Origin of the sequence: Flavobacterium erciyesense, assembly GCF_018069925.1 — a bacterium.
Lineage (GTDB): Bacteria > Bacteroidota > Bacteroidia > Flavobacteriales > Flavobacteriaceae > Flavobacterium > Flavobacterium erciyesense.
In genome coordinates, this window is the sequence record NZ_JAGPXB010000003.1 from 55798 (window position 1) to 70114 (window position 14317).

The window sequence follows — 14317 nt, forward strand, 5'->3', positions numbered from 1 at the left end:
AAAAACCTAAAATTTTATAACATGAAAACGAAAGTACTTTTACTTGCCCTACTGATTCCTGTTTTCAGTATTCAATTGCAAGCACAAAAAAGGTCTTCTGTGCAAGCAACAAGTTCGGAAATCAGTGATAATCTAGATCTACGTGCGGTAGCATCAATTTTTGGAGAAGCGCGCGATCTACAAGATTTTGAACGACGCCTTAACGATCCTGATGCACAAATTTCAAATCTTGACCTGAACGATGACCAAGAAGTTGATTATCTACGCGTTATCGAAACCGTAGAAAACAGAACACACCTAATTATTGTACAAGCGGTTTTAGATCGCGATGTATACCAAGATGTTGCCACAATTGATGTTGAAAAAGATCAATACAATAAGGTACATGTGCAAGTGGTTGGAGATACTTATTTGTATGGAGCCAATTACATTTATGAGCCTGTTTATTATAGTACACCCGTTTTGTATGCCTCTTTTTGGAGACCATCTTATAGACCTTACTGTTCAACTTGGAACTGGGGTTATTACCCAAGTTACTACAGAGCTTGGAATCCTTTTCCAGTTTTTAGATATAGAAACAATATCAATATCAGCTTAAATTTTAACAACAATTACAACTATGTCAATTATAGACGTAGCAACCAAGCAATAGTTTTATATAATTCTAGACGCTCTAACGGATATGAAAGACAACACCCACATTATTCTTTTTCGCATAGAAACGCAACGGTTACCAACCGCTATGAATTAGATAGACAACGATCTTCACGAGGAAATGTTACTTATGCAAACCGACGAACTAGTAGTGAAAACCGATACAACACGAATGCAAGTCGCAACACACAAGGATCAGACCGAATTGCTACTCCAAGAGGATCTTCAAACGATAGGTCAACTGCAAATGGTTCCTACTCTAATCGATCAAACAGAACTACAGATGACATTGGTCGTAATTCACGAGTTGATGTACCTAATAGAAGTACCCGTGGCTCGTTAGAAACAAGAAGCGAAGCAAACAATCGCAACACTCCATCAAGAGCACGAGAGAATGAAGGCGCCACAGTTGAAAACCGAACAAGCAACCCTAGATCAGGAAGAATCGAAAACCGCAGTTACGGTTCTAGTCGCAATGAACGTAATACAATGGGAGAGAGAAGTCAAAATAGAACCTTTTCACAAAACAGAGTTGAAAATAATTCTTCTAATAGAAACTCTAACGCAACTCCTGCCCCACGTGAAAATAGCAGAGGCAATGCACCCCAACGTACAGAAAACCAGAGAGGCAATTCAGGCAGAGGCGAGAATAGAAGATCTTAGTAGAACTACCAAATTGTTAAAAACACGGCCGTCAAGCCGTGTTTTTTTTCTTAAAGAGTTCTTAATTTATTTAAAAAGTGTAAATTTGAGCACTTTTATAAATATTTTTCATGAGCACTTCACACAAAGACCTCCATAGTAAATGGACATTAGGTGGATTATTAATTTCATTAGGAATCATTTACGGAGATATAGGTACATCCCCTTTGTATGTAATGAAAGCCATATTAGGCACTCATCTCATCAACGCAGATATTGTATTAGGAGGTATCTCTTGCGTATTTTGGACCTTAACTTTACAAACTACAATTAAGTATGTAATTATCACTTTAAGTGCAGACAATCATGGAGAAGGTGGAATATTTGCTCTTTATGCTTTGGTCAAAAAAACTAAGATTAAATGGTTAATTGTTCCTGCCATTATCGGAGGTAGTGCCTTACTTGCTGACGGGATTATTACACCACCAATTTCAGTGTCTTCAGCAGTTGAAGGAATCAGAACATACTACCCTGAAATAAATACGATTCCAATCGTGATCAGTATTTTGTTTGTACTGTTTGCAATCCAACAATTCGGCACTAAGCTTGTGGGCAAATTTTTTGCACCAATGATGTTCGTGTGGTTTGCCATGCTTGCAACCTTAGGAGTATCTCAAATAATGCATAACACTAGTGTTTTAAACGCAATAAATCCGTACTATGCGTACCACTTGCTAAGCATTCACCCAGAAGGATTTTTCGTGCTTGGATTCGTTTTTTTATGTACTACGGGTGCTGAAGCATTGTACTCTGATATGGGGCATTGCGGACGAAAAAATATACGCATCAGTTGGATATTTGTAAAAATTGCTTTAGTACTTAACTATTTCGGACAAGGAGCATATTTAATGCAACATGAAGGGGAAACACTTCAAAGTATTGGTGGAAAAAACGGGAATCCATTTTACCTCATAATGCCAGATTGGTTTCAACCTATTGGAATTGTTGTAGCTACACTTGCGGCGGTAATTGCATCTCAGGCATTAATAAGTGGCTCATTTACATTGATAAATGAAGCTATGAGACTAAATTTCTGGCCAAAAGTAAAAATCAAATACCCAACAGAGTTAAAAGGACAATTGTATATACCATCAATAAACTGGTTGTTATTTATTGGTTGCGTTGGTATCGTATTGCATTTTGAAGAGTCTAGCAACATGGAACATGCCTACGGATTAGCAATCATCTTATGTATGATCATGACTACAATTTTATTAAATTACTACCTGATAATGAAGCGCGTACCGTTATACTTTATCGTACCGCTAATTACTGTGTACTTAATGATCGAATTTAGTTTCCTAGCAGCAAACATCACAAAATTTGCAGAAGGTGGCTACGTAACATTATTAATTGCAATCGCACTAATATCTGTGATGACCATTTGGTATGTGGCTAAAAAAATCAACAAGAGTTATACAAAGATTGTTAAGATTGAAGATTACAAAAAAGTACTTGTTGAGTTGAGTGCTGATCTTTCTATTCCAAAATACGCAACCCATTTAGTATACATGACTAATGCCGGAAGAGTTGATGAAATTGAAGAAAAAGTAATGTACTCTATTTTACAAAAACGTCCAAAAAGAGCTGACATCTATTGGTTTGTACATGTAAATATTTTAACGGAACCCTACAAAACAGAATATAAAGTAACCGAAATTGTCAAAGACGATTTGTATCGCGTAGACTTTAATTTAGGTTTTAGAGAGCCTACAAAAATCAATTTGATGTTTAGAGAAGTGATTCGCGACATGGTAAAAAAAGGAGAAGTAGATATTACTAGTCGTTACGAGTCATTGAATAAAAACAATATTATTGGAGATTTCAAATTTGTATTATCTGAAAAATTCCTATCTAATGACAGCGATTTAAGATGGCACGAAAAAATAGTAATGAACTCATACTTCTTTATAAAAAAGTTAAGTTTGTCAGAAGAAAGAGCATTTGGATTAGATAGTAGTTCTGTTAAAATAGAAAAATTTCCAATGGTGTTACATGCACCTGAAAACATAGGATTAACGCGAGTGAAATAATTTTTTCTCACTTATCTAATAAAAAACATTGTATTTATACGGTGTTTTTTTTTGGAAAAAAATTAAAATACAATAATCAGTATTTAAAAACAATACATTAAAGTCAATAAATAGTACCTTTGCACCTCAATTATTTAAAATGAGATTACACAGAAATTTAGTTTACACTACAATAGACGCCTTAAATGCTATTTTTAACGAAGGCGAATATGCTGATAAAGTAGTAGCCCGATCCCTAAAAAAAGACAAAAGATGGGGCAGTTCAGACAGAAAGTTTGTCGCCGAAACAATATACGAAATCGTTCGTTGGAAACGATTATACTCTGAAATTGCAGAGGTTAAAGAGCCTTTTGACAGAGACAACTTATGGAGAATGTTCTCAGTATGGGCTGTTTTAAGAGGTTACCCTATTCCTGATTGGCGCCAATTAGAAGGAACACCAGAAAGAAAAATTAAAGGTCGTTTTGATGAATTATCAAAAGTTCGTGCAATTAAGGAATCTATTCCAGATTGGATGGACGAATTGGGCGTACAAGAACTTGGTGAAAAAGTTTGGGCTACTGAAATTGCAGCACAAAACCAACCTGCTCGTGTTATTTTACGTGTAAACACACTAAAAACCACTCGTGAAGCATTACGTGCTATTTTGATGGATTTGAACATTGAAACTGAAACCTTAAAAGCACAACCTGACGCCTTAGTTTTAAAAGAAAGAGCAAATGTGTTTTTAACAGATGCTTTCAAACAAGGTTTATTTGAGGTACAAGATGCCAATTCGCAACTTGTAGCAGCATTTTTAGATGTTAAACCAGGTATGCGTGTTGTTGATACTTGTGCGGGTGCAGGCGGAAAAACATTACACATTGCCTCTTTGATGGAAAATAAAGGGCAATTAATTGCTATGGACTTATACGAAAGTAAATTAAAGCAATTGAAAATCAGAGCGAAAAGAGACGGCGCGTTCAATATTGAATACCGCATTATCGACTCGACAAAAGTGATTAAAAAACTTCATGAGAGAGCAGATCGTGTATTAATTGATGCACCTTGTAGTGGTTTAGGCGTTTTAAAAAGAAACCCTGATGCCAAGTGGAAACTAAAACCTGAATTTATTGATAACATTCGTAAAGTACAATCAGAAGTTTTAGAAAGCTATTCAAAAATTGTAAAACCAGGTGGAAAACTTGTTTATGCCACTTGCTCTATTTTACCATCAGAAAATCAAGAGCAAGTAAAACGTTTTTTAACTACCGAAATTGGAAAGCAATTTACCTTTGTGAAAGAACACAAAATTTTAGCCTCTGAATCAGGCTTTGATGGCTTTTACATGGCCTTGATGGAAAGAAAAGCGTAATTAAATTTTTGTCCCCAACAAAAAAAGCTCCGACTAAAATCGGAGCTTTTTTATTGCTTTAAATTGAACGTTATAAAAACTTATATTTTTTTATGCTTCCAACACTTCTTCGACTTCTCCATCGGCTTCCCATTTACCCACCACAGAAGTTGCAAGTGCATTCCCTAAAACATTGGTTGCGCTTCTGAACATATCACAAAAATGATCAATTGGCAAAATCAAAGCTATCCCTTCAATAGGAATATCAAACATCCCACAAGTAGCAGCTACCACCACCAAACTAGCTCTTGGAACCCCTGCAATACCTTTACTGGTAAGCATTAGCACCAATAACATGGTCATTTGTGTACCTAAATCTAAATCGATTCCGTAAGCTTGCGCAATAAAAACACTTGCAAAAGTCATATACATCATACTTCCATCTAGGTTGAATGAATACCCCAATGGCAACATAAAAGATACAATTCTATCCTTAACTCCAAAACGCTCCAATTCCTCAGTTAATTTAGGAAAAACGGCTTCACTACTTGTTGTACCAAAAGCAATAATTAAAGGACTAACAATTCGTTTAAGCAAAACTGGCATTCTACTTTTTAGAAAGATAAAACCAACTGCAATTAAAACTACCCATAGAGAAGAAATCCCGATCAGAAACGACCCAAAAAACTTAAAATAAGTAATCGCCAATTCCTGAAAATCACGTACTGCAAACACACCTGCTATAGCACCAAAAACACCGATTGGAGCAAATTTCATCACATAATTAACCATTTTTAGTACAATATGTGAGGTTTTATCAAGCGCGTTAATTACTGGCTTTACATAATCACCTAATGAAGCTGCAGCTAAACCAAAAAAGATTGAAAAGATCACAATTTGTAAAATTTCATTAGTTGCCATTGCTTCAAAAATACTTTTGGGAACAATATGCTCAATAAAATTTTCAAATGAAATGTTTTGTGTTTTTGCTGTAACCTCTGCAACAGAGCCTAATTCAACATTAGATAAATTTAAACCAACACCAGGCTCAAGAATGTTTACAAAAAACATCCCTAGCAATAAAGATATGAATGAAGCCGTAAAAAACCATCCCATAGCTTTACCACCAATGCGACCAACTGCTTTGATATCGCCCAATTTAGCAATTCCAACAACTAGCGTTGTGAAAACTAATGGCGAGATAATCATTTGCACCAAGCGAATAAAAACAGTCGCTAAAATTTTAATTTTAGTACTAAAAGCTTGAGCTGATTCTGCATCAATGTTATTATGAATAACAATTCCTAAAATAGCCCCAAGTATCATGGCTACCAAAATTTGTCCTGTTAATCCTGAAAAAAAAGATGCTTTTTTTGTGGTAATATTATCCATTAAAAAGTTTTAAAATTTATAAAAATGACATTTTTCTGAGCTCGACTATTTAAAAATCAAGTAAAACAACCTTGCTTAAATTGGATGTAAAAATAGCTTTAATATATTTTATTTATCAAATAAAAATCAGCAATTACTATGGCAGCCATCGCCTCCACAATTGGTACTGCACGAGGTACCACACAAGGGTCATGACGGCCTTTACCTGTCATCTCTGTTATTGCTCCTTTGTTATCCAAAGATTCTTGTTTTTGCATGATAGTTGCTACAGGCTTAAATGCTACATTGAAGTAAATATCCATTCCGTTACTAATTCCGCCCTGAATACCTCCTGAACGATTGGTTTTGGTAGTACCATCAGCGTGATATAAATCGTTGTGCTCACTGCCCTTCATTTTAGCACCTTCAAAACCACTCCCATATTCAAAACCTTTTACGGCATTGATTGATAACATTGCTTTACCTAATTCAGCATGTAGTTTATCAAAAACTGGTTCTCCTAAACCTACTGGAACGTTTTTAATAACACAAGTAACCACACCTCCTACGGTATCACCTTGCTTGCGTATGTCCTTGATGTAAGCTTCCATATCGGCAGCAGTCGACGCATCTGGGCATCGAACCGGATTATCTTCAATCGAATTAAAATCTAATTCTTGATACGGAATATCTAACGTTATTGGTCCAACTGCAGAAACATAAGCGTGGATTTTAATTTCAGGAAGCATTTGTTTTGCAATAGCTCCTGCAACTACTCTACTAGCCGTTTCACGAGCTGAACTTCTGCCTCCACCGCGATAATCACGAAAACCATATTTTTGATCGTAAACATAATCCGCATGACTCGGGCGGTAATTATCCTTAATATGTGAATAATCATCTGATTTTTGATTGGTATTGGGAATAATAAAACCAATTGGTGTACCCGTAGTTTTACCTTCAAAAAGACCAGATAAAAACTGTACATCATCTGGCTCTTTTCGCTGAGTGACAATTGCTGATTGCCCTGGTTTTCTGCGCGCCATTTCAGCTTGAATTGCTTCAAGATCAATGGTAATTCCTGGGGGGCATCCATCGATAATACCTCCTAACGCTTCACCATGAGATTCTCCAAAAGTTGTTAATTTAAATAAGGTTCCGTAGCTATTACCTGCCATTGTAGTTAGTTTTTAACAAAAGTACCATTTTACTTTAAAGTTCAAAAGTTTAGTGTTTAAAGTTTTAGACTAAAGAGGACATTTATTGTTTTAAAAATTCATGAAAAGGGACTGTACAAGATCAAAAAGAGTAATAAGAAGTCCCTAATTATATTGTAACCTGTATCCGACACAAAGAGAAGAATAATAAAAAATAGTTGTCAACTTTAGATCTGAGATTTTATAACGAATACATTAGATTATATAAGAAATGTCAAAAATGATATAAAGCATCCGCTAACTTATGACCTATCTTTGTAAAAACAAAAAGAAACAATTTATGAAAAAGATTATTTTATCAGCGATTATGCTAATGGGGTTAGCATTTACTGCACAAGCACAAGACATATCTAAAAATGCTTTAGGTTTGCGTTTTGGAGGAAGTAACGGATTTGGAACTGAAGTTTCTTACCAAAGAGGTTTATCTGACAACAATCGTTTGGAGTTGGATTTAGGATGGAGAAACAGAAGAGATTACAAAGGGTATGATGATGATGCAGTTAAATTAACAGGTATCTATCAATGGGTATGGAACATTGATGGTGGTTTTAACTGGTACGCAGGTGTTGGTGGAGGTGTTGGAACCTATGATAGAAACGACCCGAACGATGTAAATTATAATGATGGTTTATTTGCATTTGCTGCTGGAAATATCGGAATTGAATACGATTTTGATATTCCTTTGTTAATCTCTCTAGACTTTAGACCAGAGTTTGGTGGTAACGGTGGATACTACAACAATAATTACGGAAGTGATGTTGCTGTATCATTAAGATACCAATTCTAAAACACAATCGCTATATAGTAAAAAGGCCATTCTTAATAAAGAATGGCCTTTTTGTTATTTAAAAATGATAGGTTTTTTTGAATTAATTTTCAAAACACAAAACGGATTTGAGATTGATTGTGTTACCATACTTCCAGACTCAGGTGCTTGCTCCTTTACAGTTACAATGATATTGGTATCTGTCTCAACTACCGTCTCAATTCCTATTGCATATCCTCCACTGGATTTTTCACCCATGTTTAAAATTACAAAATTCGATTTTTGAACATCTTCAGGAGTTATTTTATTTTTTAAGTTTTCATCGTTTTGTAACATAGCAATTTCATTTGGAGCAGATAAAATTTCAAAAAAACGAATTGAAGCACCACCGTTACTTTGTTGTGTTAACACTTTGAAAAGTGCATTAGAGCTTTGATTTTTTGTATTTGTCATACCACAAGAAAAAAGTACTACTGCAATAAATGAGCCTACTAATCTTTTCATAAATCTTGGTTTTGTATTACTTGTATTTTTGAATTGCTTTTTCATAAAGCGCCTCATACAAAGGTAAAATATTCTTAATATCGAACTGTTGTGCCACTTGAAATGCATTCTCCTTAAAACTAGCTAAAGTAGCATCATCTTTAAGAATTTTCAAGGCGTTTTGAGCCATTTCTTCAGTATTACCAACATCACTTAAGAATCCAGAAATACCTTCAAAGTTCACTTCTGGTAATCCTCCAGAATTACTTGAAATAACAGGCACACTACAAGCCATTGCTTCTAAAGCAGCCAATCCAAAACTTTCAGTTTGTGAGGGCAACAAAAACAAATCAGTAAAACAAAGGATTTTATCAATTTCGTTACTATTTCCAAAAAAGATAACCTTATCAGAGATACCTAATTCTTGGCACAATTGCTCAGCTTTTTCTTTTTCAGGCCCATCACCTACCATCATCAATTTGGCAGGGATCTCTTTTTGAATATTATAAAAAACCTGAACTACATCAGGAATTCGTTTTACTTTTCTAAAATTACTAATATGTGTTATGATGCGTTCATTTGTATTTGCCATCACCGATCGCTGACAAGGCAAACTTCCCTCTTTAGCCGTTTTTTCAAGCTCAATAAAGTTAGGAATAACTTCAATTTCATTTTTAATATTAAAGAGTTTCAAAGTATCCTCTTTTAAACTTTGAGAAACAGAAGTAACTACATCTGATTTATTGATGCTAAAAGTAACAGCTGGCTTGTAAAAAGGATGGTTTCCCACCAACGTAATATCTGTACCGTGTAAAGTAGTTACCATCGGAATATTAATACCTTCATCTTTCAGCATTTGCTTGGCCATGTAGCCTGCATAGGCATGAGGAATGGCATAATGCACGTGCAATAGTTCAATATTGTACAATTTTACCATATCTACCAATTTGCTCGAAAGCGCTAATTCGTAAGGCTGGTAATGAAACAAAGGATATTCAGGAACATTTACTTCGTGATAATGCACATTTGGACTTAAAAGCGCCAAACGAACCGGTTGCCTGTATGTAATAAAATGAATTTCATGGCCACGACGTGCCAATTCTAAACCAAGCTCTGTTGCGACAACGCCACTACCTCCAAAAGTAGGATAACAAACAATTGCAATTTTCATGTATGTAATTTAATAGCACGAATGTACTAAAATTTGAAATGGCAATATTCATTTAAAGTCTTAAATAGCTCTTAAAAAAGTAATCTTCACAATTCGATAACGTTTTGAGTTACTCGTAGAAAAAAAAATTTTTTTATTAAAGAAAAAAGCAGCAACTTACATTTTTATAAAAGTAAGTTGCTGCTTGTTACTTAGTCCATCACTTTGGATAAAACCAAGTTTAGCTATTAACAAATAGTTTTTTTATTCGAACATTAAAAAAAACGGCTATGCCAGCTGTCAACTGCTGCAACTTCCCAAGATTCATTGAATTCTTGAACGTTGTTAACCAAATTATTAAACACAATTGTATTTTCGGTAACAGCTTTATCTTTAACCATTTTTTTAAAATCAAGCAATGGTTTGTGAGCAATGTGTTCGCCAAGTTTAAAAGTTACGTTCATTTTGTCTAACAAATCAACTGAATATTTTTTTTCAAGACTTTGAATAAATTCAACTGATGCATCGATAGAACAGCCTGTAGCCATTTGAACGTCTTGATTTACTGCAAGAATGATAAATCTATTGTACTTTAGTTGGTACGAAGCTTCAAGACTTGTACCGTGTGCAGCCCATTCGTTTAAGAAAGACTGAACTGCTGTTTCAATTTCAGCAAATTCCGCATCTGAAAACTTTCTATTGGATTGGTAAATCCAAATTCGAGATTCTTCAGGTAAATTTTCAAAAGGAACGTACATAGTTATTGTTTTATGATAGATACAGAATGATTTACTGTTTTTCTATATTGTTTATAATTTTAAAATAGCGAAATTCATTTGCTTTGACATCTAAAAGTTCTATTTCGCTGTAACCAATTTTTACTTCATTTTTAACTTTTAGTTCATTATCTGTCAACAATGATGCAGTATCAAAATAATCTAGTACTAAAAAGCTATAGCTTCTTCCGTTTTTATCTTTCAGTTGAATCGTCAAAAATTGCTCTTTTGAAATAGCAGTTATTTGACCCTCTACAAAAAGGTTTGATTTCTCAGTAGCCTGTTCTTGATCAGTACGAGTTGAAGCTTTGCCCATCTCTAATATAATTTCAGGACAACTATCTAGCATTTTTAACGCTACTTTTTCTCCCAACCGCTCCATTGCAGCCTCATCGTCTAAGCTTATTTTTTCTCCTTCGCTAAATTCTGAAATGTGTTCAGAATAACTTTGAATCATGCAAAGACCAACTTGCAATTGTAACTCATTTTTGGATATTGTACTGAAATCAATTTTTTTCTTGGTGATACATTCACAAGTTTCTTTTCCCATCGTGTCATAAACATCTTGAGAAAACATAGTAGTTGAGAATATAAAAAAAGCTAAAAGAACTAGTTTCTTCATTTTACAGATCTTGTGCATTAGCAATAAGCTCCGCAATGTCCATGACTTTTACCTCACCTTCTTTTTCTTTATTCTTAATTCCGTCAGTCATCATCGTATTACAAAACGGACAACCTGCAGCAATAATTTCTGGTTGTGTCTCAAGCGCATCTTCAGTACGCTCAATATTGACTTCTTTATTTCCGTTTTCGGCATCTTTGAACATTTGCGCTCCACCTGCACCACAACACAATCCGTTTGCTTTGGAACGTTTCATTTCAACCAATGCAGCATCTAATTTAGAAATTAATTCTCTTGGCGCTTCATAAATATTATTGGCACGACCTAAATAACAAGGATCATGAAAAGTAATACGCTTACCTTTGAACTGACCACCTTCAATAGTCAACCTTCCATCGTCAAGCAATGATTTTAAAAATTCAGTATGATGAATTACTTCATATTGACCACCTAATTCAGGATACTCATTTTTAAGGGTATTAAAACAATGCGGGCAAGCTGTCACAATTTTTTTTGCTTCATAGGCATTCAAAACCTCGATATTCATCATGGCCTGCATTTGAAACAAAAACTCATTACCTGCTCTTTTTGCTGGATCACCAGTACAGCTTTCTTCAGTACCAAGCACAGCAAATTCTACTTTAGCACGATTTAAAATACGTACGAAAGCTTTAGTTATTTTTTTAGCTCTATCATCAAAACTTCCTGCACAACCTACCCAAAACAAAACCTCTGGTTGTTTTCCTTGGGCTAACATTTCGGCCATTGTAGGCACTATTAAATTTTCTGACATACTCTATATATTGATAGGGTTATAGTATAATTTGAACTCAATTCATTTTTGTTTTCGCCAAAAAAACTACTCGTTTTTCCAGTTCAAACGGTCTTGTTGATTGTACTGCCATGGTGCACCATTGTTTTCGATATTGGTCATCATAGCGTTTAAAGGCATCGGTGCAGCACTTTGCTCCATTACTAGGTAACGACGCATATCTAAAATAATAGATAAAGGACTAATATTTACTGGACATTCTTCAACACACGCATTACATGAAGTACATGCCCACAATTCCTCAGGGGTGATGTAATCGTTTAATAATGTTTTGTTATCTGGAATAAAAATTCCTTTGTTTGCATCAATGTTGCGACCTACTTCTTCTAATCGGTCTCTGGTATCCATCATGATTTTACGTGGAGACAATTTCTTTCCAGTAATATTTGCAGGACATGATGACGTACAACGCCCACATTCAGTACACGTGTAAGCATTTAAAAGTTGAACCCAATTTAAGTCTTGAACATCACTTGCTCCAAATTTACTCGGAACCGCATTCTCATCAACTGGTGCAGCTGCAAATGGATCAGCATTTGGATCCATCATTAACTTCACTTCTTTTGTAACCGAAGCTAAATTATCAAACTCGCCTTGCGGATTCAAATTAGCAAAATAGGTATTAGGAAACGCTAGCAAAATGTGTAAATGCTTAGAGTAATACAAGTAATTCATAAAAATCAAAATACCCACAATGTGCAACCACCAGAATAACTCGGAAAGCAACATCACTAACTCGTTCGAAACACCATCAAATAGTGGCGCAATAAACTGACTTATTGGGAATGAACCTGCTTGGATAAAATGAGAGTAGCCACCAGGAACATTTTGCAAATGTAAATCGGTTGCATTCATTAGCAAAAATAGTGTCATCAATACCACCTCAAAATACAAGATGTAATTGGCATCATTTTTTGGCCAACCTTTAAGATCACTGCTAACAAAGCGTTTCAACTTAATCACGTTTCTTCTTGTCCAGAATGCAAAAACCGCAAAAAGAACCAAACCTGCTAAAATTTCAAAAGATGCTATCAAAACATCATAAGTAACTCCAATAAATGCAAATACTCTGTGCGTACCAAAAAGTCCATCAATTATAATTTCGAGTAACTCAATATTGATAACAACAAAACCTACATAAACAATGATATGCAAAATTCCAGCAATAGGACGCTTTACCATTTTTGATTGCCCAAGAGCAATCATGGCCATATTAGTCCATCTTGCTTTTGGATTGTCGGTACGATCAACGTTTGTACCCAGATTGATGTTTCTTCTTAATTTTTTTACGTTATTAAAAAAATAACCAAAACCAACTGCCAATAAAATGGCAAATAAAATGTTGTCTAGATAACTCATATTATTTATTTATTTTGTCTTGCGGGATAGAATCATTTTGCGGACCTGTATAAGGCTTGTTTTTTTTACCAAACAAAGAAATATTTACATATCGTGTAGGATACAAGCGTACGTCTTGCAATAACAATTCTAATTCTTTCGTCGAAGCTTTAATGTTGTTGTAAAAAGCTTCATCTTGCAACAACTTGCCCATTGAGCCTTTACCTTCTTCTAACTTTTTCATTATACCATCTACACGAGCCAAGGTAGCATTTAGATTTTTAGCGGATTTACCTAAATCAGCTTTTACCAAGGAATCCGAAATTTTAGAGAAATTACTAGAAATTTTACCAAAATTTGACACCACTCCGTTTAGCTGTGTTTTGTTGGTGCTTAGTAACTCATTCACACTAACAGAAAGTTTATGGAACTCCGCTACTGTTTGGCTCATTTCAGAAAGGGTGAGCTTTAAATCTTGCTGTCCTTTTTGATCCAATACGTTGTTAAGACCTGAAATAAGTTTATCACTGCTACCAAGCAATTTTTCTAATTTTTCTTGTAATGGAGCCAATTGATCGCCTACTTTGTCTGCTAATCCCATTTTAGTAGTTGCTAACAATCGTTGTCCGTCTTCGGCTAAAGTCTTATCATTAAAATTAGGAACAATGGCAATTTGTTTTCCACCAATAAAACCCGGCTCATAAATCATCGCAGCACTTGATTTAGAAATAGGAAAATCTGTTTGTAATTGCAATTCTACAAGCAAAGCGCCTGTATTTTCATCAATTGCTATTTCATTCACTTTACCAATTACCAGACCGTTAAGTGTAACAGGAGCAGATTTTGCTAAACCTTCAACACTTTTATATTCAACATAAAAGGTTTTATAGTTACCAAAAAGGTCTTTGCCTTTTAAAAAACTATATCCCCAAATAAACAATAATATCGATGCAATTACGAGAACTGCTGCTTTTATTTCTCTAGTTATTTTCAAAATTTCTGTATTTTCTACAAATTTAATATAAAAAAATCGACTTGTA

The 14317-nt window shown here is 34.7% G+C and carries 13 protein-coding genes; 4 read left to right on the plus strand and 9 right to left on the minus strand.

The window, feature by feature from the left end; translation table 11 throughout:
• Positions 1 to 21: 21 nt before the first annotated feature.
• From KBJ98_RS04675 to KBJ98_RS04685, 3 genes are all read left to right on the plus strand, one after another.
• Positions 22 to 1317, plus strand: coding sequence for a hypothetical protein (locus KBJ98_RS04675; RefSeq protein WP_210788491.1), 1296 nt, complete (start codon positions 22 to 24; stop codon positions 1315 to 1317).
• A gap of 110 nt (positions 1318 to 1427) precedes the next feature.
• Complete coding sequence (locus tag KBJ98_RS04680) at positions 1428 to 3389, plus strand: KUP/HAK/KT family potassium transporter (protein WP_210788492.1); 1962 nt, start codon at positions 1428 to 1430, stop codon at positions 3387 to 3389.
• A gap of 139 nt (positions 3390 to 3528) precedes the next feature.
• Entirely contained in the window at positions 3529 to 4743 is a 1215-nt protein-coding gene (locus tag KBJ98_RS04685) for an RsmB/NOP family class I SAM-dependent RNA methyltransferase (RefSeq protein WP_210788493.1), read from the plus strand.
• Between the two features lie 90 nt (positions 4744 to 4833).
• On the opposite strand, the gene KBJ98_RS04690 is transcribed toward KBJ98_RS04685, so the two are convergent.
• Positions 4834 to 6114 (minus strand): dicarboxylate/amino acid:cation symporter, encoded by a 1281-nt coding sequence (locus tag KBJ98_RS04690; RefSeq protein ID WP_210788494.1) that lies wholly within the window; start codon positions 6112 to 6114, stop codon positions 4834 to 4836.
• 98 nt (positions 6115 to 6212) lie between these two features.
• Positions 6213 to 7271: a chorismate synthase gene (aroC, locus tag KBJ98_RS04695; protein ID WP_210788495.1), complete on the minus strand. Its 1059-nt coding sequence runs from the start codon at positions 7269 to 7271 to the stop codon at positions 6213 to 6215.
• Positions 7272 to 7590: 319 nt separating this feature from the next.
• Between aroC and KBJ98_RS04700 the strand changes: the two genes are divergently transcribed.
• A complete protein-coding gene (locus KBJ98_RS04700; protein WP_210788496.1) occupies positions 7591 to 8097 on the plus strand; it encodes a hypothetical protein in 507 nt (168 codons plus the stop codon).
• Positions 8098 to 8151: 54 nt separating this feature from the next.
• Here KBJ98_RS04700 and KBJ98_RS04705 read toward each other — a convergent pair whose 3' ends face one another.
• From KBJ98_RS04705 to KBJ98_RS04735, 7 genes are all read right to left on the minus strand, one after another.
• Positions 8152 to 8580 carry a protease complex subunit PrcB family protein gene (locus KBJ98_RS04705; protein ID WP_210788497.1) on the minus strand — a complete coding sequence of 143 codons (429 nt, stop codon included), beginning with the start codon at positions 8578 to 8580 and terminating at the stop codon, positions 8152 to 8154.
• A 16-nt stretch (positions 8581 to 8596) separates the two neighbouring features.
• Positions 8597 to 9730 (minus strand): N-acetyl-alpha-D-glucosaminyl L-malate synthase BshA, encoded by a 1134-nt coding sequence (bshA, locus tag KBJ98_RS04710; RefSeq protein WP_210788498.1) that lies wholly within the window; start codon positions 9728 to 9730, stop codon positions 8597 to 8599.
• Between the two features lie 254 nt (positions 9731 to 9984).
• Positions 9985 to 10467, minus strand: a complete 483-nt coding sequence (locus tag KBJ98_RS04715) for an ABC transporter ATPase (RefSeq protein WP_210788499.1) — start codon at positions 10465 to 10467, stop codon at positions 9985 to 9987.
• Positions 10468 to 10498: 31 nt separating this feature from the next.
• The gene (locus tag KBJ98_RS04720; RefSeq protein ID WP_210788500.1) at positions 10499 to 11062 is read right to left on the minus strand and encodes a hypothetical protein; all 564 of its coding nucleotides are present in this window, start codon (positions 11060 to 11062) and stop codon (positions 10499 to 10501) included.
• A gap of 46 nt (positions 11063 to 11108) precedes the next feature.
• Entirely contained in the window at positions 11109 to 11900 is a 792-nt protein-coding gene (locus KBJ98_RS04725; RefSeq protein WP_210788501.1) for a (Fe-S)-binding protein, read from the minus strand.
• 66 nt (positions 11901 to 11966) lie between these two features.
• Complete coding sequence (locus tag KBJ98_RS04730; RefSeq protein ID WP_210788502.1) at positions 11967 to 13298, minus strand: (Fe-S)-binding protein; 1332 nt, start codon at positions 13296 to 13298, stop codon at positions 11967 to 11969.
• Between the two features lies 1 nt (position 13299).
• Positions 13300 to 14271 (minus strand): MlaD family protein, encoded by a 972-nt coding sequence (locus tag KBJ98_RS04735; RefSeq protein WP_210788503.1) that lies wholly within the window; start codon positions 14269 to 14271, stop codon positions 13300 to 13302.
• Positions 14272 to 14317: the final 46 nt, after the last annotated feature.

Bases quoted from the DNA above. Each gene is read 5' to 3' on its own strand.
- KBJ98_RS04675 (WP_210788491.1), top strand. From the start codon at position 22: ATGAAAACGAAAGTACTTTTACTTGCCCTACTGATTCCTGTTTTCAGT.
- KBJ98_RS04680 (WP_210788492.1), top strand. From the start codon at position 1,428: ATGAGCACTTCACACAAAGACCTCCATAGTAAATGGACATTAGGTGGA.
- KBJ98_RS04685 (WP_210788493.1), top strand. From the start codon at position 3,529: ATGAGATTACACAGAAATTTAGTTTACACTACAATAGACGCCTTAAAT.
- KBJ98_RS04690 (WP_210788494.1), bottom strand. From the start codon at position 6,114: ATGGATAATATTACCACAAAAAAAGCATCTTTTTTTTCAGGATTAACA.
- aroC (WP_210788495.1), bottom strand. From the start codon at position 7,271: ATGGCAGGTAATAGCTACGGAACCTTATTTAAATTAACAACTTTTGGA.
- KBJ98_RS04700 (WP_210788496.1), top strand. From the start codon at position 7,591: ATGAAAAAGATTATTTTATCAGCGATTATGCTAATGGGGTTAGCATTT.
- KBJ98_RS04705 (WP_210788497.1), bottom strand. From the start codon at position 8,580: ATGAAAAGATTAGTAGGCTCATTTATTGCAGTAGTACTTTTTTCTTGT.
- bshA (WP_210788498.1), bottom strand. From the start codon at position 9,730: ATGAAAATTGCAATTGTTTGTTATCCTACTTTTGGAGGTAGTGGCGTT.
- KBJ98_RS04715 (WP_210788499.1), bottom strand. From the start codon at position 10,467: ATGTACGTTCCTTTTGAAAATTTACCTGAAGAATCTCGAATTTGGATT.
- KBJ98_RS04720 (WP_210788500.1), bottom strand. From the start codon at position 11,062: ATGTTTTCTCAAGATGTTTATGACACGATGGGAAAAGAAACTTGTGAA.
- KBJ98_RS04725 (WP_210788501.1), bottom strand. From the start codon at position 11,900: ATGTCAGAAAATTTAATAGTGCCTACAATGGCCGAAATGTTAGCCCAA.
- KBJ98_RS04730 (WP_210788502.1), bottom strand. From the start codon at position 13,298: ATGAGTTATCTAGACAACATTTTATTTGCCATTTTATTGGCAGTTGGT.